Origin of the sequence: Streptomyces sp. NPDC007025, assembly GCF_042869455.1 — a bacterium.
Lineage (GTDB): Bacteria > Actinomycetota > Actinomycetes > Streptomycetales > Streptomycetaceae > Streptomyces.
Genome location: NZ_JBIAFT010000013.1, coordinates 117810 through 144532 on the forward strand (window position 1 = coordinate 117810; position 26723 = coordinate 144532).

General features: G+C 72.0%; 20 protein-coding genes and 1 tRNA gene. 9 read left to right on the forward strand and 12 right to left on the reverse strand.

Features of this window, described 5'->3' with window-relative positions; translation table 11 throughout:
• Positions 1 to 223: 223 nt before the first annotated feature.
• A complete protein-coding gene (locus ACFYMO_RS24865; protein WP_388549011.1) occupies positions 224 to 2122 on the reverse strand; it encodes an N-6 DNA methylase in 1899 nt (632 codons plus the stop codon).
• A gap of 228 nt (positions 2123 to 2350) precedes the next feature.
• On the opposite strand from ACFYMO_RS24865, the gene ACFYMO_RS24870 reads away from it, so the two are divergent.
• Entirely contained in the window at positions 2351 to 2959 is a 609-nt protein-coding gene (locus tag ACFYMO_RS24870) for a hypothetical protein (protein ID WP_366774558.1), read from the forward strand.
• A gap of 71 nt (positions 2960 to 3030) precedes the next feature.
• Positions 3031 to 3402, forward strand: coding sequence for a hypothetical protein (locus ACFYMO_RS24875; protein WP_388549014.1), 372 nt, complete (start codon positions 3031 to 3033; stop codon positions 3400 to 3402).
• Positions 3403 to 3569: 167 nt separating this feature from the next.
• Here the strand turns inward: ACFYMO_RS24875 and mfd are convergent, their stop codons facing one another.
• The 5 genes from mfd to ACFYMO_RS24900 all read right to left on the reverse strand — a co-directional run bounded on the left by mfd (position 3570) and on the right by ACFYMO_RS24900 (position 13510).
• On the reverse strand, positions 3570 to 7142 hold the full coding sequence (gene mfd / locus ACFYMO_RS24880; RefSeq protein ID WP_388549017.1) for a transcription-repair coupling factor: 3573 nt from the start codon (positions 7140 to 7142) through the stop codon (positions 3570 to 3572).
• 237 nt (positions 7143 to 7379) lie between these two features.
• Positions 7380 to 8300 (reverse strand): cellulose-binding protein, encoded by a 921-nt coding sequence (locus tag ACFYMO_RS24885; RefSeq protein ID WP_366774560.1) that lies wholly within the window; start codon positions 8298 to 8300, stop codon positions 7380 to 7382.
• 90 nt (positions 8301 to 8390) lie between these two features.
• Positions 8391 to 9413 carry an LCP family protein gene (locus ACFYMO_RS24890; RefSeq protein WP_366774561.1) on the reverse strand — a complete coding sequence of 341 codons (1023 nt, stop codon included), beginning with the start codon at positions 9411 to 9413 and terminating at the stop codon, positions 8391 to 8393.
• Between the two features lie 613 nt (positions 9414 to 10026).
• Positions 10027 to 12489: an SUKH-4 family immunity protein gene (locus tag ACFYMO_RS24895; RefSeq protein ID WP_388549021.1), complete on the reverse strand. Its 2463-nt coding sequence runs from the start codon at positions 12487 to 12489 to the stop codon at positions 10027 to 10029.
• Between the two features lie 7 nt (positions 12490 to 12496).
• Positions 12497 to 13510: an SMI1/KNR4 family protein gene (locus tag ACFYMO_RS24900; RefSeq protein ID WP_366774563.1), complete on the reverse strand. Its 1014-nt coding sequence runs from the start codon at positions 13508 to 13510 to the stop codon at positions 12497 to 12499.
• 313 nt (positions 13511 to 13823) lie between these two features.
• On the opposite strand from ACFYMO_RS24900, the gene ACFYMO_RS24905 reads away from it, so the two are divergent.
• Both ACFYMO_RS24905 and ACFYMO_RS24910 read left to right on the forward strand, forming a co-directional pair.
• Positions 13824 to 14453 carry a YwqJ-related putative deaminase gene (locus tag ACFYMO_RS24905; RefSeq protein WP_388549024.1) on the forward strand — a complete coding sequence of 210 codons (630 nt, stop codon included), beginning with the start codon at positions 13824 to 13826 and terminating at the stop codon, positions 14451 to 14453.
• On the forward strand, positions 14450 to 14992 hold the full coding sequence (locus ACFYMO_RS24910) for an SUKH-3 domain-containing protein (RefSeq protein WP_366774564.1): 543 nt from the start codon (positions 14450 to 14452) through the stop codon (positions 14990 to 14992). Before ACFYMO_RS24905 ends, ACFYMO_RS24910 begins: the two co-directional genes overlap by 4 nt.
• A 45-nt stretch (positions 14993 to 15037) precedes the next feature.
• Here ACFYMO_RS24910 and ACFYMO_RS24915 read toward each other — a convergent pair whose 3' ends face one another.
• A complete protein-coding gene (locus ACFYMO_RS24915; RefSeq protein ID WP_366774566.1) occupies positions 15038 to 16600 on the reverse strand; it encodes a histidine kinase in 1563 nt (520 codons plus the stop codon).
• Between the two features lie 249 nt (positions 16601 to 16849).
• Here ACFYMO_RS24915 and ACFYMO_RS24920 point away from each other — a divergent pair.
• From ACFYMO_RS24920 to pth, 5 genes are all read left to right on the forward strand, one after another.
• Positions 16850 to 16921 (forward strand) — tRNA-Gln (locus ACFYMO_RS24920).
• A gap of 193 nt (positions 16922 to 17114) precedes the next feature.
• Complete coding sequence (glmU, locus tag ACFYMO_RS24925) at positions 17115 to 18641, forward strand: bifunctional UDP-N-acetylglucosamine diphosphorylase/glucosamine-1-phosphate N-acetyltransferase GlmU (RefSeq protein WP_366774568.1); 1527 nt, start codon at positions 17115 to 17117, stop codon at positions 18639 to 18641.
• Between the two features lie 144 nt (positions 18642 to 18785).
• Positions 18786 to 19763 carry a ribose-phosphate diphosphokinase gene (locus ACFYMO_RS24930; RefSeq protein WP_366774569.1) on the forward strand — a complete coding sequence of 326 codons (978 nt, stop codon included), beginning with the start codon at positions 18786 to 18788 and terminating at the stop codon, positions 19761 to 19763.
• Between the two features lie 206 nt (positions 19764 to 19969).
• Positions 19970 to 20572, forward strand: a complete 603-nt coding sequence (locus tag ACFYMO_RS24935) for a 50S ribosomal protein L25/general stress protein Ctc (RefSeq protein WP_366774570.1) — start codon at positions 19970 to 19972, stop codon at positions 20570 to 20572.
• A gap of 155 nt (positions 20573 to 20727) precedes the next feature.
• Positions 20728 to 21318 (forward strand): aminoacyl-tRNA hydrolase, encoded by a 591-nt coding sequence (gene pth / locus ACFYMO_RS24940; RefSeq protein WP_388549030.1) that lies wholly within the window; start codon positions 20728 to 20730, stop codon positions 21316 to 21318.
• An 81-nt stretch (positions 21319 to 21399) separates the two neighbouring features.
• On the opposite strand, the gene ACFYMO_RS24945 is transcribed toward pth, so the two are convergent.
• The 5 genes from ACFYMO_RS24945 to ACFYMO_RS24965 form a co-directional block, all read right to left on the reverse strand.
• Positions 21400 to 22047, reverse strand: a complete 648-nt coding sequence (locus ACFYMO_RS24945; protein ID WP_366773594.1) for a hypothetical protein — start codon at positions 22045 to 22047, stop codon at positions 21400 to 21402.
• A 353-nt stretch (positions 22048 to 22400) separates the two neighbouring features.
• Complete coding sequence (locus ACFYMO_RS24950; protein ID WP_366773595.1) at positions 22401 to 23042, reverse strand: hypothetical protein; 642 nt, start codon at positions 23040 to 23042, stop codon at positions 22401 to 22403.
• A gap of 8 nt (positions 23043 to 23050) precedes the next feature.
• Positions 23051 to 23662 carry a hypothetical protein gene (locus ACFYMO_RS24955; protein ID WP_388549033.1) on the reverse strand — a complete coding sequence of 204 codons (612 nt, stop codon included), beginning with the start codon at positions 23660 to 23662 and terminating at the stop codon, positions 23051 to 23053.
• 31 nt (positions 23663 to 23693) lie between these two features.
• Positions 23694 to 25997 carry a hypothetical protein gene (locus tag ACFYMO_RS24960; protein ID WP_388549036.1) on the reverse strand — a complete coding sequence of 768 codons (2304 nt, stop codon included), beginning with the start codon at positions 25995 to 25997 and terminating at the stop codon, positions 23694 to 23696.
• Positions 25998 to 26027: 30 nt separating this feature from the next.
• Positions 26028 to 26531 carry a hypothetical protein gene (locus ACFYMO_RS24965; protein WP_366773598.1) on the reverse strand — a complete coding sequence of 168 codons (504 nt, stop codon included), beginning with the start codon at positions 26529 to 26531 and terminating at the stop codon, positions 26028 to 26030.
• Between the last annotated feature and the right edge of the window lie 192 nt (positions 26532 to 26723).

A 26723-nucleotide genomic window follows, 5' to 3' on the forward strand; every position in this document is an offset into this window, starting at 1 on the left:
TCCTGCGTGGGACAGCAGCGGACAAGGCAGGAGGTGAGCGTATACACCGGTACGGACTCCCGGATACGCGGCGGCCAAGGTAGGCGGAATCGTTGTCAACTCCCCCGGCGGGCAGCCCCCGTTCGCGCCGGGGCCGAGGCGCGTGCGCACCGCGGTCCGGCCCGCGGGCGGGCCTGCCGGCCGGCGACCGGAGCGGTGTTCGGAGCAGAGTTCGGAGCGGTGTTCAGCGGGGCGTTCGGGCCGGTGGCACCGTGCCGTCGGCGAGGCCGTCGAACATGCCCTGGACGAACTCCTCGCCCAGCTCGCCCACGCGCCGCAGCGCGGCCTCGAACTCGGCGAGCAGCCGGAAGTGCTCCCCGTACGCCCGCTGCCGCTCCAGCGGCAGCCGGGGCAGCCGAAGCCGGCGCACGTCGATCCGGGAGGAGCTGGAGGCGTAGCTGCTGGCCTGCCGGGTGTTGGCCGTCGAGCGCAGGAACCCGGCGACGAACCAGGCGTCCAGCGCCGCCGGGTCGGGTCGCAGCAGGCACAGCGGCTTGCCCAGCCGGGCCCCGCCTTCCCCCTGGGCGACGACGTAGGCGGCGCCCCGGCCCTGCACGGGGATGACGATGTCGCCCGGCACGGTGGTGACGGGGTCGGCCGTCGCCAGGTGGACCTCCAGCGCTCCGGTGCGGGCGAGTTCGCCGACGGTGGCCTCGGGCAGCGCCGCGGAGCCGGGTGCCGCGGACCGCCGGTCCGGCAGGGCCGGGTCGTCGTCGGCGGTCAGCTCGAGGGTCCGGCGCAGGGTGCGTTCCAGCTCGGCGCGGACGGAGGCGAGCGCCGCCGCGTCCGTACCGGTGCCGCTCGGCAGCAGATGGCGGGCCGGACTGAGGTCGACCTCCTCGTCCAGCAGGTCGATCACCGGCAGGGTGGCGCACACCCCGGGCTGTTCGGGGACGCTCTCCCCGGCGTCGTGCGCCCGCCACGCGGCCAGCACGTCGGCTGCCGTCCGCTCCCAGGACGGCGGCTCCGCACCCTCCGTGCGGCCCCCCGCGGCGTCCATCAGCAGCAGCCGGGAAGCGGCGTCCGCGGCACCGTCCGGCTTGCGCAGCACCCACAGGTGGAGGGGCAGGCTGTGCGGTGCGGCGGCGCCCGGCGGCAGCGCGAGGAGCGCGCGCAGCGCACCCTTGCGCAGCAGCGCAGCGCGCACCCGGCGGCCCGTGCGGCGGGCGGCGACCGCGGGCGGCAACAGCAGCACCGCCGTTCCCCCGGGGCGCAGCCGCGCCAGCGCGTGCTGCACCCAGGCCAGTTCGGATTCGGTGCGGGCGGGCAGCCCGTAGGCCCAGCGGGGGTCGTAGGCCAGTTCGTCGTGGCCCCAGTTGCGCTCGTTGTACGGCGGGTGGCACAGCACGGCGGCCACCGGCGGCGCGTCGGCGGGGGGTTCGGTGCGCAGGGCGTCCTCGGTGCGGACGTCGACGGCGCAGCGGCCCGCGGCGGCGGCCGTCCGCAGGGTGAGGCGGAGGGCGGCCAGCCGGGCGAGCAGCGGATCGGTCTCCTGGCCGTACAGCGCGCCGGGGCCGCCGGACGCACCGGGGCCGCCCGAGGCGTCCGCCGCACCCGAAGCGGCTGCGGCCAGCAGTTCGGCGGAGCCGCACGCCGGGTCGAGCACCGACTCGCCCGGCCCGGCGAGGCGGGCCATGAGCGCGGCCGTCGGCGCCGGGGTGAGGCTGTACTGGCGGGGGTTGGCTTCGAAGTAGTCGGCGAGGAGCTGCTCGAACGCGGCGGCGGGGCCGGTCTCGCGCAGCATCCGGTCGAGGGCGCCGCGCGCCTCGGCGACGGGGTCGGTGTCCAGCAGTTCGCGGAGTCCCGCCAGGTGCTCACCGGCGCGTACCAGGGCCGGGCCGTGTCCCTCCGGGGCGCTCTCCAGCCGGCGGCGCACCTGCTCCCGCAGCGGGGCTTCGGCGAGTTTTCCGTGGTCGCGGAGCCAGCTCTCGACGTCGGCGAGGGAGAAGGCCGGGCTGGCCTCGGTGCCGCCGACGGGTCGGGGGAAGTCGGTGTAGCGCCGCCGCCAGTTGCTGACCGCGGCTCTGCCGACACCGGCGAGCCGGGCGATGGCCGCTGCTGTCACTTCCGCGCCGTCCGACACCGGATTCCTCCCGTTCACTGTTCGGCCGCCCCGTTCACATGCCGCCGTGGGCCGTGGCGGTCCGCACGAGCATACCCACCGGACCGGCGCCCCTCTCCGTTCACGGCGTGAATTTTCACAGGTCAAGTATTTCATGTTGACTCGATTCACAGGCACTGCTGTGATTAGTCCACCGGTTCACAACACGGCGAACCGGTCCGCTCACACTTCTCGACCGGAGGTCGCGTCATGCCCGCACGCGCACTGCCCCGCAGGCACCCGCTGTTCACCGCCGCCGTCACCGCCACGACGGTGCTCGCGCTCGGCGCGCTCGGCGCCTGTTCCCTGGAGGAACCCACCACCGGCAAGTCCCGTGCCGCCAAGGCCACCGGGAAGAGCAAGCACGGGAAAGGGGCGGACAAGCAGGCGGGCACCTCGGGCGGCTCCGGCGGCGAGGCCGGTCCGCGCGCCGCGGGCGAGTCCGCCGTCTACCGCGACAAGGGCCTCGAAGTGACCGTCGCGGCACCCGCACGGTTCACACCCTCCGCGTACGCAGCAGGCCACAAGTCCGGAAAGCACGCGTACAAGGTGCGCGTGACGCTGGAGAACACCGGCGACGCCAAGATCGACACCGCGCTGGTCACGGTCGGCGCCCGCGAGGGCAAGGACGGCGAGACGACCGCGGGGATCTTCGACGGCGAGACCGTCGGCAACGGCTTCACCGGGCAACTGCTGCCCGGCAAGCGCGCCACCGCCACCTACGGCTTCGACGCGGCACCCACCGCCAAGACGCTCGACATCGAGGTCAGCGTGAACGACTTCGAGACCGAGCCCGCGCAGTGGAGCCTCTCGCTCTGACCGCGCACCGGCACCCGCCGCGCCTCGCCCCACCAACCCGTCCGACACCACCGCTCCCAGGGGGGACACCCATGTCGCACGCACACCACGCCTCCGGCCACCCCGCCCCGCCCGCCACCGCGCCCCGCAACGGCCTCGGTCTCGCCGCACTCATCCTCGGCCTGGTCGGAGCACTCTCCGGACTGGTGCCCATCCTCTTCTGGCTCTCCGGCACCCTCGGCCTGATCGGCCTCGTCCTGGGCCTGGTCGGTCGCTCCCGCGCCAAGAAGGGCCTGGCGGACAACGGGAAGACGGCGCTGGCCGGAGTGCTGCTCTCGCTCGCGGCGTTCGCGCTCGGCATCTGGGGGCTGATCACCGTCGTCACCGCGTTCGGCGACGCCGCCGACGAGATCGACAAGGAACTCGACCAGGGCGCCCCGCCCGCGGTGGTGTCGGTCCGCTGACGCCGCCCCCGCGGGATGCCGACCGCGCAGCCGCACGGGTCGGACGCCGCACGGAGCGAGCGGCGCCCGGCCCTTCGGGGCCCCGGCCAGGCCCGGAGACCCGGGCCCGGGAGACCCGGGCAGCGGGCCCGGGACCCAGGAGGCCCGGGCCAGGCGTCCCCAGGCCGTCAGGAGGCCGGCACGGTGGTGAGGAACTCGCCCGCCCAGGCCAGCAGATCCCGGCCCGCGAGGGGCTTGGCACCGATGGTGCCGGGCTTGGGGCGCGGTACCAGCACCTGCCGGGTGGCCTGCTTGATGACCGAGCCCGGGTAGACCCGCTTGAGCCGCAGCTCCTGCGACTCCCGCAGCTCGACCGGGCCGAACCGCACCTTGTCGCCCTGGAGGGTGATGTCGGTGACGCCCGCCGACCGGGCCAGCATCCGCAGCCCGGCGACGAGCAGCAGGTTCTCCACCGGCTCGGGCAGCGGCCCGTAGCGGTCGGTCAGCTCCTCGCGGACGGCGGCGATGTCCTCCTCGGTGTTCGCCGACGCGATCGCACGGTACGCCTGCAGCCGCAGCCGCTCCCCCGGCGCGTAGTCGTGCGGGACGTGCGCGTCGACCGGCAGCTCGATCTTGACCTCCAGCGGCGCCTCCTCCACCGGGCCGGCCTCCCCGGCCTCCAGCGCCGCGCGATAGTCGGCGACCGCCTCGCCGACCATCCGCACATACAGATCGAAGCCGACCCCAGCGATGTGCCCGGACTGCTCACCGCCGAGCAGATTGCCCGCGCCGCGGATCTCCAGGTCCTTCATCGCCACGTACATGCCCGCACCCATCTCGGTGTGCTGGGCGATGGTGGCCAGCCGCTCGTGGGCGGTCTCCGTCAGCGGCTTCTCCGGCGGGTAGAGGAAGTAGGCGTAGCCGCGGTCCCGCCCGCGGCCCACCCGGCCGCGCAACTGGTGGAGCTGGCTGAGTCCGAAGGTGTCGCCGCGTTCGACGATGAGGGTGTTGGCGTTGGAGATGTCGATGCCGTTCTCCACGATGGTGGTGGAGACGAGCACGTCGAACTTCTTCTCCCAGAAGTCGACGACCACCTGCTCCAGCGCCTGTTCGGTCATCTGCCCGTGCGCGGTGGCGATCCGGGCCTCCGGGACGATCTGCCGCAGCCGGGCCGCGGCGCGGTCGATGGACTCGACCCGGTTGTGGATGTAGAAGACCTGCCCCTCGCGCAGCAGCTCACGGCGGATCGCCGCACCGATCTGCTTCTCCTCGAACGGGCCGACGAAGGTGAGCACCGGGTGCCGCTCCTCGGGCGGCGTGGTGATGGTGGACATCTCGCGGATGCCGGTGACCGCCATCTCCAGGGTGCGCGGGATCGGCGTCGCGGACATCGTCAGCACGTCCACGTTGGCCCGCAGCTTCTTCAGCTGCTCCTTGTGCTCCACACCGAACCGCTGCTCCTCGTCGACGATGACCAGGCCCAGCTCCTTGAACTTCGTCTCCGAGGAGAACAGCCGGTGGGTGCCGATGACCACGTCGATGGTGCCGTCCCGCAGCCCGTCCAGCGTGGCCCGCGCCTCGGTGTCGGTCTGGAACCGGGAGAGCGCGCGCACGTTGACCGGGAACTGGCCGTAGCGTTCGGAGAACGTGGAGAAGTGCTGCTGCACCAGCAGCGTCGTCGGCACCAGGACGGCCACCTGCTTGCCGTCCTGCACCGCCTTGAACGCGGCCCGCACGGCGATCTCCGTTTTGCCGTACCCGACGTCGCCGCAGATCAGCCGGTCCATCGGGACCGACTTCTCCATGTCCTCCTTGACCTCGCCGATGGTGGTGAGCTGATCCGGCGTCTCCGCGTACGGGAACGCGTCCTCCAACTCCCGCTGCCACGGCGAGTCCGCGCCGAACGCGTGCCCCGGCGCCGCCATCCGCGCGCTGTACAGCTTGATCAGATCGGCGGCGATCTCCTTGACGGCCTTCTTGGCCCGCGCCTTGGTCTTCGTCCAGTCGGCACCGCCCAGCCGGTGCAGGGTGGGCTGCTCGCCGCCCACGTACTTGGTGATCTGCTCCAGCTGGTCGGTCGGCACGAACAGCCGGTCGCCGGGCTGGCCGCGCTTGGCGGGCGCGTACTCCACCAGCAGATATTCGCGGGTGGCGCCCTGCACCGTGCGCTGCACCATCTCGATGTAGCGGCCCACGCCGTGCTGCTCGTGCACGATGAAGTCGCCCGGCTGCAACGTCAACGGGTCGATCTGCTTGCGGCGGCGGGCCGGCATCCGGGTGCCGTCCTTGCCCGCGGCCTTCTGCCCGGACAGATCCGTCTCGGTCAGCACCGCCAGCTTCAGCTCCGGGGCGACGAAGCCATTGTCGAGGGACCCGCACGCCACGGTCACCACCGACGGGGCAGGCGCCGGCTCGGCTCCCGCCAGCCGCGCCGGGACGCCCTCCGCACCCAGCACCTCCACGGTGCGGGCCGCCGGGCCGTGCGCCTCGGTGACGTACACGCACTGCCAGCCCCGCGACAGCCAGTCCTTGGTGTCGGCGAGCGCCCGGGCGGTGTCCCCGCGGTAGGTCTCGGGCGCGTGCATGCCGAGCTGGAGCACGTCGCCGTCGTCCTCGTCCGCGCCGGTCAGCTCGGTGTCCGCAGCGAACTGGCTGACCGTCCACCACATCATGCCCAGTTCGCGGGCGTGCTCCCGCACCTCGGCGATCCCGCGCAGCGAGGCGGCCCCCACGTCGATGGGGGCCTGCGCACCGTCCCCGTCCCCCGCACCGGCGGTGGCCGCCCAGGACGCCTGCAGGAACTCCTGGCTGGTCGCCACCAGGTCGGCGGCCCGGGTGCGCACCCGCTCCGGGTCGCACACCAGCGTCATGCTGCCCGCGGGCAGCACGTCCAGCAGCAGCTCCATCTCGTCCACCAGCACCGGCGCCAGCGACTCCATGCCGTCCACCGCGATCCCCTCGGCGATCCGGCCGAGAAGCTCGTGCAGCTCAGCATGGTCCTCGGCCAGCTCGGCCGCACGCCGCCGCACCTCGGGGGTGAGCAGCAGCTCGCGGCACGGCGGGGCCCACAGCCCGTGCTCCGCGATCTCCAGCGAGCGCTGGTCGGCGACCTTGAAGTAGCGGACCTCCTCCACCTCGTCGCCCCAGAACTCCACCCGGAGCGGGTGCTCCTCGGTGGGCGGGAAGACGTCCAGGATGCCGCCGCGGACCGCGAAGTCGCCGCGCTTCTCCACCAGCTCCACGCGCCCGTACGCGGCGGCCGACAGCGCGTCCACGACCTCGTCCAGATCGGCGCTCTGCCCCTGCTTGAGCGCCACGGGCACCAGCTCGCCCAGCCCCTTGACCTGGGGTTGCAGCACCGAGCGGATCGGCGCGACGACGACCGAGACCGGCCCGGTGGCCGGGTCGTCCGGGTCTGGGTGCGCCAGCCGGCGCAGCACCGCGAGGCGCCGCCCCACGGTGTCCGACCGGGGGCTGAGCCGCTCGTGCGGCAGCGTCTCCCAGGAGGGGTACTCGACCACGCCCTCCTCCGGGAGGAGGGAACGCAGCGCGGCCCCCAGATCCTCCGCCTCCCGGCCGGTCGCCGTGACCGCCAGCACCGGCCGCCCGGCGGACCGGGCCAGCGCCGCGACGGCGAAGGGGCGGGCCGCCGCCGGACCGACGAGGTCGACGTGGTGCCGGTTGCCGTCGGCGGCGGCAGCGACAGCCTCCTCCAGCGCGGGGTCCTTGGTGACGGCGTCGAGCAGACCGTGCAGGCTCATGAGGGCTTCGCTTTCGGCTTTCCGTCCGGGGGCGCGGGGTCCTCGTGCGCGGCCCCTCCGCGGAGCGCGCACGACGAAGAGCCCGGCTCGCAAGCGAACCGGGACACTCCCAGCGTACGCCGCACCGGTGACACCCCGGCGCCGTCGCGCCGCTGCCGCACACCGCCGCCCCCGGGCACGCACCGGTGCGGCAGGGGCCGGACCACCCGGCTCCCCGCCCCACCGGGGTACGGCCGCTCAGTCGGCGGCCGGGGCCGACTGCTGCGCCGGAAGCGCCGGGTCGTCCGGAGCCCGCCCGGTCAGCGTCGCGAGCGAGGAGCGGACGTGCGCCATGTGCTCCCGCAGTTCCTCGGACCGCTCGGCGTGCTCCCGCAGCACCCGCTCGGTCTCCCGTTCGACACCCTCCGCCCGCACCCGCGCCTCCGCGACCAGCTCGGCACCGCGCGCCTCCGCGTCCTCCTGCCGGTGCCGCGCCGCCTCCTCCGCCTCCGCGTGCTCCCGCCGGGCGTCGGCGAGCGCCCGCTCCCCGCGTTCCTCCAGGTCGGCCGCCCACGCCTGGAACTCGGCCTCCTTCTCGGCCAGCTCCCGGTCGAAGGCGTCCGCCCGGGCCGCATGCTCCTTCTCCTGCTCCGTGAGGAGCGCCGCGCACCTGCGGGACATCTCCTGCAGCGCCTCGGACGCGTCCTGGCCGATCTTCTCGGCCTGCGTCCGGGCCTCGGAGCGCAGCTCGTCGGCCCGGTCCTGGGCGGCGTCCAGCGTTCTGGCGGCGGCGGCCTCGGCGTCCGCGCGGCGGCGCGCCGCCGCCTCGCGGGCGGTGTCCCGCACCGAGCGGGCCTCCTCCTCGGCGCGCTCGGTCAGCTGCTGCGCCGCGGTGTCGGCCGCCGCCCTGAGATCGGCCGCCTCCGACTCGGTGGTCGCGAGGATGCCCTGGGCGCGGGCGCCCAGGGCCTCGAAGGTCTGCGGGGGCAGTGCGGCGGCGACACCACGGAGCCGCTCCGCCTCCTCGGCCAGCTCCTGGGCGAGCTGGGTGAGCTGCGCGGTGCGGTGCCAGGCGGCCTCGCGTTCCGCGTTCAGCTCGGTCACACGGCCGTCGACCTGTTCGGACCGGTACCCGCGGCCCCGGACAACAGTGAAGCCGTGCGGCGACGACGCACTCATATCGAGCCCCTTATCTCGGCTGTCCCGTCACTCTCTGGCGATCCGACGATCCCGACAGTCACGTCCGAGACCGGCCCGGCCCAGGATGCGCTACTTCACCGCGGTTGCCGTAATCGGCACATCCTGCCGCAACTGATGAAAAAGAGAACGTGACCCGGATGGCTCCCACACGACCACGCTTCCGGTACCGGGCACGCTGAGCCCGGGGTTCGCCACCGGCACCGTCGTCGTCCCCCCGTCGCCCTCCGTCAGCCGCCTGATCTTCCAGCCCATTCGTGTGAGTGACAGGACGGAGCTGCCCTCGTCGACGGTGACCGCCTCCAGCGCCGAGCCGAGGAACGGATAGAACCGGAACGGGTTCCCCACCGTCGCCGGCCCCGTCCCCTCCCGGACGAGCGCACTCAGCAGCCGGCGCTGCCGCTTGACCCGTCCCAGGTCCCCCTCCGGGTCGCTGTAGCGCGCCCGCACATAGGCCAACGCCTGCCTGCCGTCGAGGTTCCCGCAGCCGGCGGGCAGATCGGCGCCCGCCTTCTCGTCGCGCAGCGGCTTCCTCAGACAGACCCGCACCCCGTCGAGCGCATCGACGACACGCGTGAAGCCGAGGAAGTCGATCTCGGCATAGTGGTCCAGCCGCAGCCCCGTCGCCTGCTCCACGGTGCGGGTGAGCAGCCGCGGACCGCCCCGCGCGTACGCCGAATTGATCTTGTCGCGGCCGTGGCCCGGAACGGGCACGTAGGAATCCCGCGGAATGCTCACCAGATACGGGCCCGCCGCGCCGTAGTGCAGCACCATCACCGTGTCCGTGTTGCGCTGGCCGCCACCGCCCACATGCAGCTCCGCACGCTGCTCGCGGGTGAGGTCGGCCCGCGTGTCGGTGCCGATGATCAGCCAATTGGTGCCCCGGCCGGGCGGCGGGCGGCCCGGATAATCACCCAACGCCGAGGTCTGCCGCACCCGGCCGTCCGCCCACACCCAGGTCCCGGCGAGCCCCGCCCCGCAGGCCAGCGCCAGCACCAGCAGCACCAGCAGGACAACCCGCCACCAGCGGCGCCGCCCGCGGCCACCGCCGTGCGGGTCACCCGCGCGGTAGAGGGTGCTGCTCTCCCCGTACATGAGCCGAGCGTCCCGCACTCCGCGGGGCGGTGCCCGCCGCGCTGGGCCGACAGAGCGAGCGCCTCCCGCGGGGCGCGCCCGTCGTTCAGGCTGCGCGATTGCGGCTGCCGCCGGTGGGGTGGTGGGTTCCCGGGTGGTGGAGGCACGCCCCCTCTGCTCTCGGCTGCCGCCGACAGGCCGTGTCGGGGGGCTCCGCCCCCAACGCCCCCCGCTAGGTGGCTTCGCCCCCTAGAACCCCCGGCCGCGAAATGGAGTCGTCCTCAACTCCCGTCAGCGGCGTGCGGCACCGGGCCCTTGGTATCCCCCGGTGACAACCCTGCGGGCCGATCCCACAAGAGACGAGCTCGCTTTCCTTCTGACGCGACCCGCAGGGTTGTCACCGGCCGCAACCCGGGGCGGAGGCACCTCGCCGGGTGCCCGGAGCCGGACGGTGCCGCAGGTGCGGATGGGGGTCCTAGGGGGCGGAGCCCACTAGCGGGGGGCCGTCGGGGGGCAGAGCCCCCCGACACGACCCCTCGGCGGCAGCCGGAAAACAAAGGGGGCGTGCCCCACCGCACGGCACCCCCCACCGGCGGCAGCCGAATCGCGAGGGCACCATCACGGCGGCGGCCGCTCAGAAGAGGCCGTCCCACATCTGCTCCAGCAGCACGGACCACCAGTTCTCCGGGGAGGCGAGTGCCGCGGCGTCGAGGGCGGCGAGCTGGGCCTGGAAGTCGACCGTCCAGCGCCCGGCCTGGTCCGGCGTCAACCCGAACCGCAGCCGCCACATCCGCCCCAGCATGGCCATGCACCGGACGAACTCCGGCAGGCCCGTGTTCACGAACTGCGGGGGCGCGGGCTGCCCGCCGGGCCCCGCCTCCAGCGGCACGGCCACGATGTTCGCCGAGCCGTACTGCACACACAGCTGCCGTCCGAAGTCGGTCCCCATCACCAGGTAGGAGCCCGCGTCGGAGGCCGGCTGCACCCCGCGCTCCTGGGCCAGCTCGGCCAGGGTCGGCACCGGGCGGCCCGGCTGGGCCTGGCCCCAGAAGAACGGGCCCATGTCGATGGGTACGCCCGCCCACACCAGGGTCTGCGCCACGATGTCGGGCACGCCCTGGCGGGAGACGGCCCGCTGGTCGAAGCGGAAGACGCCCTGGGGGCCGAACGCCTGCATGAGTTCCTGCCCGATGGCGTCGGGCGGGATGGGCGGCGCGGGCGGGATCTGGCCGGGCGGCGGCAGCGGTACCCGCTGCGGAGCGGGCCGCGCGGGCCCGTCGGCGACCTGGTGCAGCTCGCCCTGGTGCTCGACGAGGTGCCGCATGCCCTGCTGCCGCGAGGCGTGGTCGGTGCCGTAGGACGCGGTGTGGCTGATCCGCACCTGCGGCCAGGTCTCGCGGACCATGCGTGCGCAGTAGCCGCCGGGCAGGTCGCAGGACTCCAGTTCGGTATGGAGCTCGACGACCTGCTGCGGGGGCACGTTCATGGCCCGCAACTCGTGCAGCAGCTGCCACTCCGGGTGCGGCGTTCCCGGCGCGGAGCGGCGGATGAGCTGCTGCTCGGAGCCGTCGGGCGCGCGGTAGCGGAGCACGGCCATGTAGCCGGGCCCGACCGTGGGCGTGCCCGGCTGGGGCTGCGGGGCACCGGGGGGCGGTCCGCCGGGGCCGGGCCCCATGGCGGGTGCGCCGGGAGGCGCACCGGGGGCCGGTGCACCGGGAGGGCCGGGCGGTGTGGGGCCGCCGGGGGCGGGACCGGCGAGCATCGTCGCCGCCTGGTGCACGCCACCGCCGGGTCCGCCGCCGGGCGGCGGCGTCGCCGGATCGCCCGGCGTGTCCACCCTCGGCTGCTGCCCGCTCTGGCTGATCTGCTCGGCCAGCGCGTCGGACGACACCATCTGCGTGGGCACATAGCCGCCGCCGGAGCCGCCCGGAGGGCCGGGCGGGGAGGGCGGCGGCGGAGTCGCGGGGCCGCCGGAGCGGGAACCGGGAGCACCCGGAGCACCCGGCGGCGGGGGCACCGACGGGCCCGTGCCGCGTGACTGCTTGCCGGGGACGGCGCCCTGCGGGGCACGGCTCGTGGCGGCGTCCGCGATGTCGTCGGCTCCGGACGCGTCGGGAGCGCCCGGCATCGGCAGGCCGCCCCGGGAGGGGTCGGCCAGCATGGTCGCGGCATGGTGCACACCGCCGGTGCCGCCACCGCCGGTGCCGCTGTCGGCACCGGCGTCGTTCGCGGGGCCGTCGGGCGCACCACCGTGCGAGGCCCGGTCCGGGTACGGGGCCGCCGGAGCCTGCGCCGGATCCGGCCGGGGCCCGCCCGTGGCGGCGTGCTGGCCGGCGGGCTCATCACCGGGCTGCGGGCCATGGCCGGGCTGGGAAGCGTACGGGTCCTCCAGCGCGGGGGACACCGTGGTCCGGGGCAGTGCGCTGCCCTCCGGCAGCAGCGCGGTACGCGCCTCCGAGCCGGACGGCGGCGGCGGAGTGTCCTCCTCCTCGCCGCCCGTCAGCGGCGGCGCGAACACGGTCGCCGGCGGCGCCTGCGCCTCGCCGCTGCCCGCACCGCCGGTGTCGGCGCCGTCCCAGGGGCTGGGCCCGGAGGGGGCGCCGCCCGAGGTGTCGCCGGCGAAGGCGGGGGGCGGTGTGTGCGGCACGGCGGGTCCCGGCGTCCCCTGCCCGGGGGTGCTGTCGGCGTGGGCGGGGGTGCCGTCGGAGCGCCGGTCGGGGATGCCCATCTTGTCGGCCGCCTGCTGGAGCCATTCGGGAGGCGTCAGCAGGAACGAGGTCGCCTCGAGGTCGAGCCGCTGCTGCTGCGGCGCGGCCGGGGCGGCCGGGGCGGCCGGCTCCTCGCCGTACTCCTCCTCGTAACGGCGGATGACCTCGCCCACCGGCAGCGCGGGCCACAGCGTGGTCTCCCCGCTGTCGCGGGCGATGACCAGCCGGACGTCGCCGCTGTCCGAGGCCGGTGCTCCCGCGCGGTCCTCGGCCCAGGCGACGAAGCCCAGGTCGAACTCGCGGACCCGCACCTCGCGCTGCTCGTAGGCGGGTACCTCACCGTTGACCCAGCGCTCGGCGCGCTCCTGGGCTTGCGCCAAGGTCACCATCGCGCTCTCACCTCTCCACAGGGACGGCGCGGGCGAAGCCGCCGTCCACCATCAGGTTGGCCACCGTCTCCAACTCCGGCGGGTTGCCCGCCAGCCGCAGCAGGAACTCGTCGAAGTCCGCGCCGCACGGCCGCAGCAGCCGCTCCACCCGCTCCTGGACCTGTAGGCCGTCGGCGTCCCGGGCGTCGTCGTAGGCGCAGAACCACACCGTTCCGGTTGCCTCGCCCCTGGCCTTCACCGCGACCAGGCCGCCCTGCACGAACCCCACTCCCAGGTAGTCCTTGGTGAGGTGGTCGCGCAGGCATTTGTTGACGTAGACGAGGTCGTTGACGGCGGCGTCGTCGCGCACCGTGAGGAACGGCTGGTCCACCAGCAGTCCCAGTTCCGCGTCGAGCGCGACGCCCTGCGGGGCGCAGCCGCCCGCCACCTTCAGGAACGTGCGGTAGGCGCCGGGCAGCCGGTAGCCCAGCCGCTCCTCGACGTCCGCGACCTGCCGCTCGGTCACCGCCGGTTCGGCGCCGTGCGGGACGGCGAAGTGCGCGGGCCGGGTCTCCTGGAGGGGGCGGGTACCGGTCTTGGCGTGGTCGACGGCGGCCGTCGCCAGCCCGCCGTGGTGCCGCAGCAGCGCCTTGACCTCGACGGGGACGAGCTCCATCCGGCGGCTGTGCGGTACGTGGTGCCACGTCCAGCCGTGCGGGGTCGCGACGGAGGGCAGGTCCGCCCAGAGTTCGTGCTGCTCGCCGTGCAGCGCGGCGTTGGCCGACACGTAGTCCGTCAGCCGCAGTTCGTCGCCGCCGAAGCCCTCCGGGGGCTCGGCGATCTCCGCCGCCGCACGCGCGTATGGGGAGAAGTCCGGGAATCCGTCGTGGTCGACACGCACCCCCTGGGGGTAGCGGGCCGCTCTGACCGGATCCGGGAAGTACACGACCTGCCCGGCGTACGCCCGGTTCGGCGGTGCGGCGGCGGTCCCCTGGCCCTCGGGGCCGGTAGGCGCCCCCGCCCCGAGCCGACCTGTCGTCATCGCGTTGGCTCCCTGCTGCTTCCGACTGGTACCGAACAGCCTATGCGGTACGCCGCCGGGCAGACACCGCCCCCTGCGGGCCCCGGCGGACGGCGGCGGACCGGCCCTGCGCCGCGGCCCGTTCACCGGACGCGTGCCCTCGCCGCACCCCTCACACCGCTCGGGCACGTCCCGGCCCCGCCCGCCCCGCCTTCACACCGTCGCCACCACCGCCACAATTCCATGACATCGCCGCGGAATGATCGACTCGTACGCCACACTGCATACTTGGGCGAGCCCCGGCACAGAGGGGACACTCTGGGAGGAAGCTCCATTGCACACGGCACCACAGGCGCACACACCGCGGCAGCCGGAAGCGCCGCAGGCGCAGCACGGCTCGTACAGCGGCGGCGACCCGCGCATCGGCTGGATAGCCGCTGTCGACTCCCTCAGCGCCACCGCACCGGTCCTGCTCCAGCGCCGTGACGGCATCCTGCCCGCCGTCGCCGCCGCACTGTCGATCCGGGGCGAGACCCTCACCTGCACCGGCAGCAAGGGAGAACGCGCGCCCGCGCACCATCCGCTCGTGCAGGACTTCCTCGACACCCTCACCACGGAGCGGCGCTCCCGCCAGACCGGCCGCTGCCCCGAAGCGGTCCTGCTGTCGCGCTATCTGACCGCCGCCGAGGCGGCCCGCGCGGACAAGCGCCGCCGCCCCGCCAAGAGCAGCCGGACCGGCAGGGGCACCAGCGGCAAGGGCTCCCGCATGCCCAAGCCGCCCAAGCCGCTCACCCTCGGCGAGGCCAAACGCGCCCTCAAGCAGGCCAAGCTCACCGCCCGCCACATCCGCGAGGACGGCGACCCGCTGCACGGCAGCTACGCGCCTCCCTGCCGGTCCTGCGGGGCACTGCTGGCCCACTTCGGGGTGCGGGCCGTCGACCCGGCGCGGGAGAGCGCGCAGTGACCACGCGCTTCCCCGTCGCCGTCGACGATCCGCTGCGCAACGCCGGGTGGCAGCCGGGCCGGTGGGACATCCGGCAGGCCGAGCAGTGGGCCGACGCGCTGCGCGGCCATGTCTCGCCCGGCGGCCACCGGCACGCCGTCTTCCCGGCGGCCGTCGAGGTGTGGGCCGAGTTCGGCACGCTCCGCATCACCCCCACCGGTCCCGGCCGCCATCTCGCGCCGTCCCCGGTGCACATCGACCCGCTCCCCGGACTGCACGCGGCACGCACACTCAACGACCTGGGCCGGGCGCTGGGCACCCAGGTCTGTCCGATCGGCACCGAGGGCGAGGACGAGGCGCTGCTGGCCATCGACGCCGAGCGCCGCGTCTACAGCATCGACGCGACCGGCGACTGGTATCTGGGCGCCGACTTCGACGCCGCCCTCTCGGCGCTGCTGATGGGGCTGGTGCCGGCCAAGCTGAGCGCGGGCCCGCCACCGGTCGTCCCCCCGCCGGAGAGCGCCGGGCCGGACGGGCTCACGGACACCCGTACGGGATGACGGCGTACCGGATGACGGCGTACGGGCCGGGGCGTGGGCGGTCGCTCACGCACCCGCGTACGGGATGATCGCCGAGACCCGGAAGCCGCCCGCGTCCGTCGGCCCGGAGACGAAACCGCCGCCGAGCGCGGTCACCCGCTCCCGCATCCCCACCAGGCCGTTGCCGCCGCTGGGCAGCCCCGCGTCGGCCGCACCGTCGGCAGCCGGGTCGTTCTCGACCTGCAACGCGACCTCCGCCATGCGGTGCGCGACCCGCACCCGGGTCGCGGCTCCGGCCGCATGCTTGTGCACGTTGGTCAGCGCCTCCTGCACCACCCGGTACGCGGTCTGCTGGACCGGCGGCGGGCAGGCTCCGTCGGGGCTGCCCTCGACGCTGAGTTCCACGGCCATCCCGGCGGCGCGCGACTGGCCGACCAGCGAGTCGAGATGGGCGAGCGAGGGCGGTCCGGAGTGCGGGGCTCCGTTGTCCGGGCGCGGCGCACCGGCCTGCCCCGTACCCCGCGGCGCCGCCGTGGTGGCGTCCGCTCCGCGCTCCGCGCTTCCGGCGGCCGGCTGTCCCGCCGCCCGTCCGGCGACCGCGGACGCGAACTCGGCCAGCCGCGAGGGTGCCTCGGCCGCAGCGGCTCCGGAAGCGCCGGCCGGCGGCGGTGCCGGGTCGGGCCCGGGAGCGGCGGGGTCGTCCTGCGCGGCAGCCGGGCCGGGCGAGGCCCCGGAGACGGCAGCGGCGTCGGACGCAGCGGGACCGGCGGCCTCGGCGGGTTCCAACCGCCCGGTCCGCTCCGGTCTCTCCGACTCACCGGAGCGCAGCACACCCAGCATGGTGCGCAGCTCGTCGAGGGCCTGCCGCCCCATGTCACCCACCAGTGCGGCGTTCTTCGCCGCCTTGTCCGGGTCCTTGAGCGCCACCGCCTGCAGCGCCGCCGCGTGCACCACCATCAGGCTCACCCGGTGGGCGACCACGTCGTGCATCTCCCGGGCGATCCGGGTGCGCTCCTCGTTGCGTGCCCACTCGGCGCGCTCCTCCGCCCGGTCCGCCAGCAGCGAGAGCTCGCGCTCCAGGCCGTCGGCGCGCTCGCGCAGCGACTCCACGAGCCGCCGCCGCGCTCCGACGTACAGTCCGAGCAGCACGGGCGGTGCCGTCACCCCGATCGACATGAGGACCGAGACCAGCGGGACGAACCAGCCCTGGGGGTTGAAGTCGGGGTCCTGCCCGATGTTCTGGTCGAGCCGGAAGGCGGTCATCACCAGCATCCCGGCGGCGGCCATCCCGGCCAGCAGCCCGGTGATCCGGCGCGGTACGTCGGTGGCGGCGAGCGTGTAGAGGCCGACGACCCCGAGGAAGGTGCCCATCTCCGCCGGTATGACGGCGATGGCGACCAGCACGACCGCTATCGGCCAGCGGCGGCGCAGCACCAGCGTGGCCCCCGCGACGGCGCCCAGGAGCACCGCGAGAGCCCCCGGGATCCCCGTCTCCTCCGCGAAGCCCTGCCCTTGCAGGGCGCACTCCGCGGCGGAGGCCGCGGCCAGGGCGATGTCGAGCACCGCACTCCGTGGTTTCTCCCACCACCACGGCCCGCCCCGCGTACGGTTTTCCCCCGTCTCGGTCATACCGACCACCCTACGACCGCCCCCCGCCGCCTTGCCCCGCCGATCCCCGGAACACCCCATTCCGGTCATCTGTCCGCGCCCGGACGGTTTCGTGAACGGCTCCGCGGCGGCCCGGCGGCCCGCACCGGCAGTCCCGCGGAGGTCGGCGGATCACGACCGCCGCGGCTCCGCGGACCGCGAATCCGGCGGACGGACGGGCGTGAACCCACCGGACGGACGAGGCCGCGTCAGGTACGCTCTGAGCCACCTTCCCCCGTGGTGTAACGGGCAGCACCCTGGATTTTGGATCCAGTAGTCAAGGTTCAAATCCTTGCGGGGGAGCCCACGGCACACCCGATCCGGTCGCCACGGGACACCCGATCCGGACGTCACGGGACACCCGATCCGGACGTCACGGCGCGCATGGCCCGGCCCGGCCCTCTTCCGCCGCCCGAGGGCCCGGCCCTCCCGGCACACGGCGAACCCCCCGGTATCCTGCGGGATGCACCCACCCCCGAAGCCGAAGGGCACACCCGTGAGCGTCACTCGCCCGGCAGCCGTCGTCGTTCTCGCAGCGGGTGAGGGCACCCGCATGAAGTCGGCGACCCCCAAGGTCCTGCACGAGATCTGCGGCCGCTCCCTGGTCGGCCATGTGGTGAGCGCCGCGCGGGCGCTGGATCCGGAGCAGTTGGTCGTGGTCGTCGGACACGCGCGCGAGCAGGTCACCGCGCACCTGTCGCGGCTGGACGCCGAGGCCCGCACCGCCGTGCAGCACGAGCAGAACGGCACCGGGCACGCCGTCCGGATGGCGCTGGCCGAGCTGGGCGACGGGGGGCCCGCCGGAACGGTCCTGGTGACCTGCGGCGACACCCCGCTGCTGACCGGCGGGACACTGCAACAGCTGGCCGACACCCACGTCGCCGACGGCAACGCCGTCACCGTGCTGACCGCGGAGGTCCCGGACGCGACCGGCTACGGCCGCATCGTGCGCGAGAGCGGCGGCGGGGCGGTCACCGCGATCGTGGAGCACAAGGACGCGACCGAGGAGCAGCGCGCCGTCCGGGAGATCAACTCCGGGGTGTTCGCGTTCGACGGCCGGCTGCTGGCGCAGGCGCTGGCGCAGGTCAGCACGGACAACAGCCAGGGCGAGGAGTATCTGACGGACGTGCTCGGCATCCTGCGGGAGGCCGGTCACCGGGTGGGCGCCGCGGTGGCGGGCGACCACCGGGAGATCGCGGGCATCAACAACCGCGTGCAGCTCTCCGAGGCCCGCCGGATGCTCAACGGCCGGCTGCTGGAGGACGCCATGCTGGCCGGGGTCACGGTCGTGGACCCGGCCACCACGTGGATGGACGTGGACGTGACCTACGAACCGGACGCCACGGTCCACCCCGGCACCCAGCTGCTCGGCGGCACACACCTGGGCCCCGCCAGCGAGGTGGGGCCGAACACGCGCCTGACCGACACCCGGGTGGGGCCGGGGGCCACGGTCAGCAACACCGTCGCGCAGGGCGCGGAGATCGGGGAGCGGTGCGCGGTCGGCCCCTACACCTATCTGCGGCCCGGCACCCGGCTGGGCCCGAAGGTGAAGGCGGGCAGCTACGTCGAGATGAAGAACGCCGAGGTCGGCGAGGGCAGCAAGGTGCCGCACCTCTCCTACGTGGGCGACGCGGTGATCGGGGAGCACAGCAACATCGGCGCGGCGAGCGTCTTCGTGAACTACGACGGTGAGAGCAAGCACACCACGACGGTCGGCTCGCACTGCCGGATGGGTGCGGACAACATGTATGTGGCTCCTGTCACGATCGGGGACGGCGCCTACAGCGCCGCGGGCTCCGTGATCACCAAGGATGTGCCGCCCGGCTCGCTGGCCGTGGCGCGCGGCCAGCAGCGCAACATCGAGGGCTGGGTGGCCCGCAAACGGCCGGGCAGCGCCTCGGCGCAAGCGGCGCAGGAGGTGGCGCAGGAGCCCGCCGGTCCGCCCTCGCGAGCCCCCGAGACGGCCGGGAACGCCCGTTCCGCGAACGGCGCGAGCGGGCAGGTTCCCGCAGAAGAGGGTTAAGACCGGGTATCCGGTTGTATGACGGGGGGCGTACGGTTATGGAGGCCTGATGGGCCACGCGGCTGAAAACCGACGCCGCCCCCGCCAACCGACGCCGCCCCCCACCGAGCCGCCGTGCGGCGCACACACAGGGAGACAACAGCAGTGACCGGGATCAAGACGACCGGCGAGAAGAAGCTCATGCTCTTCTCCGGCCGCGCCCACCCCGAACTCGCCGAGGAAGTCGCCAAGCAGCTCGGTATCGGCGTGGTCCCGACCAAGGCTTTCGACTTCGCGAACGGCGAGATCTACGTTCGCTTCCAGGAGTCGGCGCGCGGCGCCGACTGCTTCCTGGTCCAGAGCCACACCACGCCGATCAACAAGTGGATCATGGAACAGCTCATCATGATCGACGCGTTGAAGCGGGCGTCGGCGCGGAGCATCACCGTGATCGTCCCGTTCTACGGGTACGCCCGGCAGGACAAGAAGCACCGCGGACGCGAGCCGATCTCGGCCCGGCTGATGGCGGACATGTTCCGCACCGCGGGCGCCGACCGCATCCTCACCGTCGACCTGCACACCGACCAGATCCAGGGCTTCTTCGACGGGCCGGTCGACCACCTGTTCGCGCTGCCGCTGCTGGCGGACTACGTGGCCGCCAGGACCGACCGCGACAAGCTCACGGTCGTCTCGCCCGACGCGGGCCGCGTCCGGGTCGCCGACCGCTGGGCCGACCGGCTCGGCGCCCCGCTGGCCATCGTCCACAAGCGGCGCGACCCGGACGTGGCGAACCAGGTGACCGTGCACGAGGTCGTCGGCGACGTGAAGGACCGGGTCTGCGTGCTGGTCGACGACATGATCGACACCGGCGGCACCATCTGCGCGGCCGCCGACGCGCTGTTCGCCAACGGCGCCGAGGACGTCATCGTCACGGCCACACACGGCGTGCTCTCCGGGCCGGCCGCCGACCGGCTCAAGAACTCCAAGGTCAGCGAGTTCGTCTTCACCAACACCCTGCCCACCCCGAGCGAGCTCGAACTCGACAAGATCACGGTGCTGTCGATGGCGCCGACGATCGCCCGCGCCGTCCGCGAGGTGTTCGAGGACGGCTCGGTGACCAGCCTCTTCGACGAGCAGGCGTAGCCGCCCGGCCCTCCCGGGCCCGCTCCGCTGATCGATTTCCGACCGGCCTCCCGCACCGCGTAGACTCCACGAGTCGCTCGGCGAGGGAGGCCGGTCCGCTTCATGGGGATCGGATACTCCGTTATCGACGCGCGCTCTTCGTAGCAGGTCCGTCGGGACCGAGTGGCACCGCAGACATCCGTACCACCGCTTACGAGGAGCGCAGCATGGCTGACGTCAACATCGACGCGACCGTCCGCAGCGAGTTCGGCAAGGGCGCCGCCCGTCGGCTCCGCCGCGAGGAGAGGGTCCCGGCCGTGATCTACGGCCACGGCGCCGAGCCCATCCACGTGGCCCTGCCCAGCTACGACATGATGATGGCGCTCAAGACCTCGAACGTCCTGATCAACCTGGACATCGAGGGCAAGAAGCAGCTCGTCATCCCCAAGGCCGTCCAGCGCGAGGCCATCCGCCAGTTCCTCGTCCACGTCGACCTGCTGGTCGTCAAGAAGGGCGAGAAGGTCCAGGTCGAGGTCCCGATCCACATCGAGGGCGAGCTGGCCCCGGGCCAGAACCTGATCGAGCACGTGTACAACACGCTGCCGGTCGAGGCAGAGGCCACCCACATCCCGGAATCGGTCACCGTCTCCGTCGAGGGCATGGACGTCGGCGACCAGATCCTGGCCAAGGACATCAAGCTGCCGGGCAACACCACGCTGGCCATCGAGGGCGACGAGACCGTCATCTCGATCCTCGCCGCCCAGGCCGAGGAGCCCGCCGCCGAGGGCGAGGAAGGCGCGGGCGAGGAAGGCGCGGCGAGCGCCGAGTAAGCTCCCGCTCCCCACGGCCCCGCGACGCCGCGGGGCCCCGCATCCAGCGGGTCGGTGCGGGTGGGACGCGGCTGCCGGGCCGCGTCCCACCCGCACCACCGGGCTCCCGGGCCCCACCGGTGCCCGGCGGACATCCCACGACCGGAGGACCACGTATGCCGGCCACCACCCCGTGGCTCATCGCCGGACTCGGCAACCCGGGCCCCGACTACTCGGGCAACCGCCACAACGTGGGCTTCATGGTCGCCGACCTCCTCGCCGGACGGACCGGCGGCAGATTCAAGTCGCACAAGGCAGGCCGCGCCCACGTACTCGAGGGCCGCATCGGCATCCCCGGCACCACCAGCACCCGCGTGGTGCTCGCCAAACCGATGTCGTACATGAACGTCTCCGGCGGACCCGTCAAGGCGCTGCTGGACTTCTACGGCATCGGGACCGACCGGCTGCTCGTCGTCCACGACGAGCTCGACATCGACTACGGAACCCTCCGCCTCAAGTTCGGCGGCGGCGACAACGGCCACAACGGCCTCAAGTCCCTCACCAAACTGCTGGGCCGCGACTACTACCGCGTCCGCTTCGGCGTCGGCCGCCCCCCGGGCCGGATGCAGGTCGCCGACTACGTCCTCAAAGACTTCTCCAGCACAGAGCGCAAAGAGCTCGACTACTTCGTCGACCGCGCCGCGGACGCCTGCGAGACCCTGATCACCGACGGCCTGGAACGCGCCCAGAGCACGTACAACACCTGACGCCGCGGGCCCGTGGTACTCCGCGGGCCGCCCTGTCGGCGCCCCGGCCTTGTCGCGCCCTCGTCCCCGGACGAGGCTGGCTCAGTCGCGGTTGACGGCCTGGATCTCCCTGACGGTGACGGCGACATCCCCGACGGACTCCCCCGCGGGCATCGGACGCCGCGGCCTCCCCTCCGGACCGGACCCCTCGGTCCAGAAGACACGCCATGTCAGAGCCGCCCTGAGGGTGTGCTGCGCTCCCTCGGCGGTGGCCCGCCGGTAGACGATGTTGCACCCGGCATCCTCGGTGTTCACCGAGTACCCCCCACCGGCGCCCTTGACCAGGTCATACGTACAGGACCCCGGATCCGCGTCCGGCGTGCCCGCGTCCAGCCGTAGCCGCACGGGCTCAGCGACCGTGGTCGCCGCCAGCTCCCGTCCCGCCTGATCGAGGGCGGCGGTCACCCAGACCCGGCCCAACGTCCTGGCGAAACGGGCATGGGTGGCGAGATTCACCACCTGCCGCCCGGCCTTCGGGGACAGCGTCAGCGGCGGAGCGGGCAATCTGGCCTTCTGATAGGCCAGCCCGGCGAGGATTTCGGCGTCGAGGACGGGGGCGCCGACGGGCGCCGGGTGACCGGGCCCGATGAAGACGAACCCGTCCCGGTCAAGACACTCCCCGGGGGTGCCGCTGGTGGTGTCGGTGTTGTACCGCATGACATACCACTCGCCCTTGTCCCCGATATGCATGTCCGGGTACCGCGCCCGCACGCCACCCCGCCCGTTCGCCCCTTCTCCGTGCCGGACATCCACCTTGGTGGCATACGCGGAGAACTCCTCCGGCGAGTACCGCGGTTCGTACCAGCAGGCCGGCGGCTCCCAATCCGCCCCCTGAACAGGGCGCATCGCAGCCCCACCGGAGGACGGCGCGCGATGGACGGAGAACTGCACGCGGGAGGCAATACCGTCGGACTTGCCTTCGCCTTGCGGCGGCGCCTTGTTCGCGGAATCCGCTCTTTGTCCGCCCCCGCCGGCCACAGCAGGCATCGGAGCTCCCAGTGCCACTGCGGAGAGCAGCGCGATGGCAACTTCCCGCCGTAACCTCAGCGAGCGCACTTCTCATCGCTTCCCTTCGCGCTGCTGGATATGACCACCCATGCCCCACCGCGCTTCTCCAAGATGTCTTTCACGCTCGTAAAATCACTCGGACTGGGCTCTGTTCTGATGACCTTCCCCGTGTCCACCATCTTGGCGAACGCGTCTCGTTGACTCTCGCAGAAAGTAACTGCCGCCTTCTTCTTGCCCAGCTCCACCTTGCGGTCATAGTAGCGAGTGATACCCGTGGAAACTTTCCCCGACTTTCGGTACTTCTTGAGGTTGTAACGGAAGGTCTCCCCCGCCACGTCCTGCACATATTTGTTCGCAACAGGAAGATCCGGATCGCCGGTCGCGTAGGAAAGCGATATGGCTTTGGTGGCGTATTCATGGTCCCGCAAGACCTCATCTTTCTCCGGATCACCTGTCATGCCCCCCTCGAAGACGACGTCGAAACCCTTCGGAAAGTCGAATTTCGGGGCGTCCGGATCCACTGACACACTAGCGCTCGCACTCGGCGAAGCCGAGGCGGACTTCCCGCCGTCCTTCGCCCCCTCGATATCCCCCTTCCCGGACCCGTCATCACCACCTCCGCAAGCGCTCAACAACACGAGACCGGACACCGCCACCGTCGCTATCGCCCCACGCATACATAAGCTCACCGAGTTCCTTCCCCTTTCTTGATATGGACCGGCCCCTCCGGCAATTTCTCGGCACCCTTGCACTTGTAGACCTTCTGCGCGAGAGTGCGGGCGGCGTACCCGCCAACTTCTTCGAGTCTGGTCATGCCTTCCGCGTCTCCCTCACGCGCCGCACTCGCACCCATATTCAGGAACAACGTGGCTTTGGGATCGCTGGACGTGGGACAAGGAATGTCGAGAGTGATTGTCCCACTGAGGTAGCTATATGCCCCATAGGAAGGGCCGAACTCCACAATAAACCTGTATTCCTTCTTCAACTCCTTAGGGTCGTCCGGGTATCCAGTGTAAATTACTCGGAACCCAGCACTTCCCCCCTCAGCACTCAGCTCGCAAACAGGAGTATTGGACCTATTTCGACTCCCAGGGAAATTGCGAATCACCTCCGACTCCATTTCCCCTTCAGAGCCTCGAAGAAGGGGTGCAATCTTCTCTCCTGAAAAAATTCCACCACACACTCTTTCAGGGACGGAAAGCGTCTCTTCATCTTCGGGCCCAAGCCACCAGAAAACTGCGGTCGCGACGGATAATAGCAACACTCCACACGACACGGAAATTCGCTTCATGTTCACCAAACACGCCTCTTCCAATGGAACCTTCCATTCATTTCTTTGGAAAGTTTTCAGCCACAGCATTGGCAACGTCAGTAGCCGCCCATTTCAGAGTGTCACCCTTTACTCCTGCGCGCGCACCTGCAGTTTTTGCGATCTCCTCCATAACGCTTGACTCTCTCTTTCTCTCATCTGCAAGAAAATCCCTGCGCCCTTCCGCCACTTGTCGGGCCACCTCCTCTGGGTCCTTCCTGTAGTGATCGAAAACTGCCTCTTGCACCACTCCCGCTACCTGGCCAGCGGCTTCGCTCCCGTAAGTGAGACGTCCGAGCCCCATATCCACGACCTGCCCGACCAACTCCTGCTTTTTATCCAGTGATTCGTTGTAGCGTTCGGCTGCTCCCACTTTGTCCTCAGCCGCTTCGATACCGTCAACTCGCCCTTCGGCTGCTTGAGCAGCGACCAGCGCACCCGGCTCCGCACCCTTTATCGCCGCGTCCTGAACGCTGTAGCCCTCCGGTGAATTACGCATTGAGTTCCGAAGGACTTCTGCCGAGACTGCGTGAGAAGCGTGCGTAATTGACGCATAACCGTCCGGGTCCTGGGAAGCCGTGCGGATGAAGCGAGCGAGCGCATCGCCTTCCAAATCTCCTACCTCCGCCACTTTCCCCTGCTCCGCTATAAAGCCATCGGGGACCTTCACCATCCCCCGCTGAACATCGCGCATGTAATCAGCAGCCATGTTTCCCATATGGGACTGGAGCGGCTCAAGATCTCCTCCGTGCTGCACCAAGGAGGCGTTGTCTTTGTCACCCAAATGGTCCACGGTTCGCCGGAACAAGGCCGCCTCCTCTTCACCGTGCTTCTCCGGCGGGCCCTCGTCCCCCGCGGGCCGGCCCGTCGTTGCCGCTTCGAGGGCGCCGCCGAGGGCGTCCTTGCCGAAGGTGCCATCGTCGTCGTCGCCGTCGTGGGGCCAGTGGCGGGGTTCCTGGGGGTCCTTGGCGGCCTTGTCGCCGAAGAAGTAGTCGAAGTTGTCCATTCTCTTCGGATGGCCGTCCTCGTCGCCGGTGTAGGCGTTGAAGAATTCGGTGGCCGCTCCCGGGGCGTGGCTCAGGCCGGTCATCAGGCCTGCCATGGGGTCGAATCCGGCGCCGCCGTTGGGGTCGAGGTTCAGGACGGCGTCGCTGCGGGCGTTGTGGGGGTTGGGCCAGCCTCTCGGGCCGAACTCGTTCTTGCGCTCGGTCTCGACCATGTCGTTGCCGACCGAGGTGAGGAAGTCGTTGCCGTATTTGCCGTGCCGGAGCATGTTGCCCAGGACCTGGTAGCCGAGGACCTTCTGCTGGGGCATGGAGTTCTTGCCCCATTCGTTGCTCTGCGGATCGTGGAGGAGGATCGGTTCCTTGCCGGCTTTCTTCAGTTCCGTCACCCATGTGCTGTCGAGGCGGGGACCGTCGCCGTCTTTGCGGGTGGCCAGGGCGAGGCCGGTGTCCATCGAGTTCTGGATGGTGCGGGAGAGCGCGCGGCGGGTGTCGCCGCCGTCCGTGGAGGCGTCGATGCCCAGCTGGCCGTGCAGCTGGAGGGCCTTCTTGGGGCCCAGTTCGCGGTAGAAGCCGGTGGCGAACTCCGCGTCCTTGGCGTTGTACTTGGTCAGGTCCCGCAGTCGTTGCAGGTCGGGGGTGCTCAGTTCCTTGCCGTGCGCGGCCAGCTCCAGCTCCTTCTCACCGAGCCGGGCGGCCTCTTTCGCCTGGGCGTCGTCCAGGGAGGTGTACGTGGCGTGGCCGGCGTCGTGCTTGTCCTTGCCGTGGCTCTTGCCGATGTATCGCGCGGTTGAGGTGTCGATCTCGCGTGCCTTGCCGATGAGGTAGTTGAGCCGCGACTCGATGGCGTCGCGGGCTTCGCGTTCCTTCGTGGTGCGCTTCTCGTCGGTGCCGCCGACGTAGTAGCCGCTGGCGGTGACGGCGTCGTCCGTTCCGTAGCGGAAGCGGCAACTGACCGTGCCGTCGCCGTTGTCCGCGATGTGCACATCCAGTTTGTGCGCCTTGTCCCGTTCGGCTTCCACGTCCTTCTGGATGTCGGCCAGTTCGCGGTGCGCGTCGTCCATCAGGTTCCAGATGCTCGCGGCTTCGCGCCGCAGGTCCTCGACTTCTTCCGCGATCTTCCGCACGAAGGGGCGTACCGCGTCCGCGTTCAGCCCCGCCCATCGGGCGTTCCGCGCCTTGGCGTTCATGTCGTCCTCGGCCTCGGTGGCGCGTGTCTTCAGTTCGCGCTGGATCTGCTTCCAGTCCGCGACCGCCGTTCCGAAGCTGGAGAAGTTCACCGCGACCAGGTCGCTGTAGGTGAGCTGAGACTCCTTCATCCCCCGCCCTCTCGTCTCGGCCCGGCCGGCTCAGTGCAGCAGTCGGGAGATCTGCGAGGGCGGCAGTTCCTGCCCGTCCTTGCCCAGGATCTGCGCGCCGATCTTCCGGTCCTCCTCGCCCTGGTACTCCTTGGAGAAGTCCAGGTGGTTGGAGATGTGGGCGCACCCTTGCAGCACTGTGTTCACCTGGGAGGTCCAGAACTTCGCCGTGCGGGCGAGTTCCGCCCCGAGCAGGAACGAGTGGGCCCGGAGCTGGGATGCGGCGCGTTCGGTCGCGCCGGCGCTCTTGCCGCCCGCACCGCCGGAGAGGTCGGCCGACGTACGGAGCTTGCGCCAGAGTGTGTAGGCGGCATGCCCCACGCGTCCGAGGTCATCTCCTTCGAGGAGCAGCCATCCGGATCCGTCCGTCCGGCTACCGCCTCCTGGGCCGGTGTCCGGTGAAGTGGCCTGGTCGAGCCGCATCGCTGTCGAGTCGGTGCCGTCCGCACCGCGCTTGAGGGCGCTCCACTCCTGCTCGAAGGACATCCCGTCCATGACTCCGTCCGGTTCCGGGGCAACAGCTACTACTGCGAGTGGTTTTACCGTTACGCAGCAGGGTGTGCGGCGAGGGTAGTGGAACCGCCACTCCATGGGGAGAGGAGTCGGGCACTCCGGGTGACGTCCGGCGGCGGCATGCACCCGGATCCGGGCCGCGGGTGCGCGGGCGCCCGGGATACGGGGAGGCCC